The sequence below is a fragment of the Candidatus Thiosymbion oneisti genome, from assembly GCF_900092655.1.
Lineage (GTDB): Bacteria > Pseudomonadota > Gammaproteobacteria > Chromatiales > Chromatiaceae > Thiosymbion > Thiosymbion oneisti.
The window spans coordinates 1-1,391 of the sequence record NZ_FLUY01000964.1 but is presented as its reverse complement, the minus strand read 5'-3'; the positions used below and the strand labels follow the sequence as shown (position 1 = coordinate 1,391).

The following is a 1,391-nucleotide window of genomic DNA, read 5'->3' as shown; positions in this document are numbered from 1 at the left end:
GCCAAGCGCGCCAGCAGGCACAACTTAAACAGCTGGCGGACCGTGGTGAAACCCAACTGTCGCGCACCGATCCCGATACGCGGGCCTTGAGCAAAGGCAACCAGCACGTCACCGGCGACAACGTACAAAACCGCGTTGATAGCAAACACCAACACGAAGTGACCAACGCCGGGAATGATCAAAACCAGTTGAGCGGTCAGTTGAGCGGTCAATGGCTGGGTGCCATGGCCGTCCTGTCGGTCAATGAACAAAACAAAAGAACAAAACAAAAGGACACCCATCTTGTTTGACTTGACCCTCCTCCTAAGCTAGCATTCCCCTCAGCCCGATATTCTCAGCCAGGAGCCTGACCATGACCACTCCCCGCTCGCTCCTCGTCTCCCTTCATAGCTTTGTCGATTCGGGGATCTTCAAGAAGCTTCAGGGAAGTGAACGATGGATTTTGCCTTATAAACTCAAGGAGAGATACAGGAATGAAGGCAAAAATGAAGGGATTCAGCTTGGGAGGGAGCAGGGTAAATGAAGAGGGATTGAGAGAAGGGGAGAAGAAAGTAAGGGAAAAAGCTATTGAGATAGCAAAGGCATTGAAGGAAAAAAAGATCAGCATAACGATTATTGCTGAAACTTCAGGACTTTCCATCGAAGAAATTAAAGAACTGTAAAGGTCAAAATCGGCTGACAAAAGCATTTTTTGGCTGCCACTGATGCTGACGTTGGAGCAGATAGAGTCAAAACTACTAGCAGGAGACTTAAGAATATGACTCAGCTATTAGAACGAGCAGTTAAGAAGGCTAGAAGTCTTCCTGAAGAAGATCAGAACTCGGTTGCGGCGATTATCCTTGAGGAAATTGAGGATGAGGTTCGTTGGGACCAAGCTTTTGCCAATTCACAAGACATGCTCGCTAAACTTGCATCAGAGGCAATGGAAGAAGATCGAGCAGGAAAAACGCAGGAACTTGATCTTGGTAGACTATGAATTCAAAAACTACCAAACAGTTCCGCAAAGTATTTTCTGTTCTGCCGAAACAAATACAGAATCAAGCCACGAAGGCATATCGACAATTTAAAGAGGATCCTTGGCATCCTAGTCTGCGACTTAAACAGATACATCCAAGTATTCCTATCTATTCTGTAAGAATAGGTAAAGGATATCGTGCTGTAGGTCAAAGAAATGGAAATAGTATTTTGTGGTTTTGGATAGGCTCACATGAGGACTATAATAAGTTGCGGTCTCAGCAATAGTTCAGGTCTAACAATGGCATCCAGCCGACCAGAAAAAGCATTGCGCCTTTCCGCTTCACTTTGCCTTACTTATGGGGACCTTGAAAAATCCAGCTTTTCAGGGGGGCGTGAGTAGTTAATGAAATACTACGGACTTATGCCGAACTGGG

3 protein-coding genes and 1 pseudogene are annotated in these 1,391 nt (G+C 45.9%); all 4 read left to right on the top strand.

The window, feature by feature from the left end:
- Positions 1–290, top strand: a pseudogene (locus tag BQ17_RS21760) (hypothetical protein); the annotation flags it as partial.
- 138 nt (positions 291–428) lie between these two features.
- Positions 429–662: a hypothetical protein gene (locus BQ17_RS09865; RefSeq protein WP_141699214.1), complete on the top strand. Its 234-nt coding sequence runs from the start codon at positions 429–431 to the stop codon at positions 660–662.
- Positions 663–757: 95 nt separating this feature from the next.
- Entirely contained in the window at positions 758–976 is a 219-nt protein-coding gene (locus BQ17_RS09860) for a hypothetical protein (protein WP_089726616.1), read from the top strand.
- Positions 973–1,242: a type II toxin-antitoxin system RelE family toxin gene (locus BQ17_RS24685; RefSeq protein ID WP_089726615.1), complete on the top strand. Its 270-nt coding sequence runs from the start codon at positions 973–975 to the stop codon at positions 1,240–1,242. The genes BQ17_RS09860 and BQ17_RS24685 overlap by 4 nt, the downstream gene beginning before the upstream one ends.
- The last annotated feature ends 149 nt before the right edge of the window (positions 1,243–1,391 follow it).

What these genes read in the sequence shown, in the direction of transcription:
- BQ17_RS09860 (WP_089726616.1), top strand. Translation starts at nt 758, where the DNA reads ATGACTCAGCTATTAGAACGAGCAGTTAAGAAGGCTAGAAGTCTTCCT.
- BQ17_RS24685 (WP_089726615.1), top strand. Translation starts at nt 973, where the DNA reads ATGAATTCAAAAACTACCAAACAGTTCCGCAAAGTATTTTCTGTTCTG.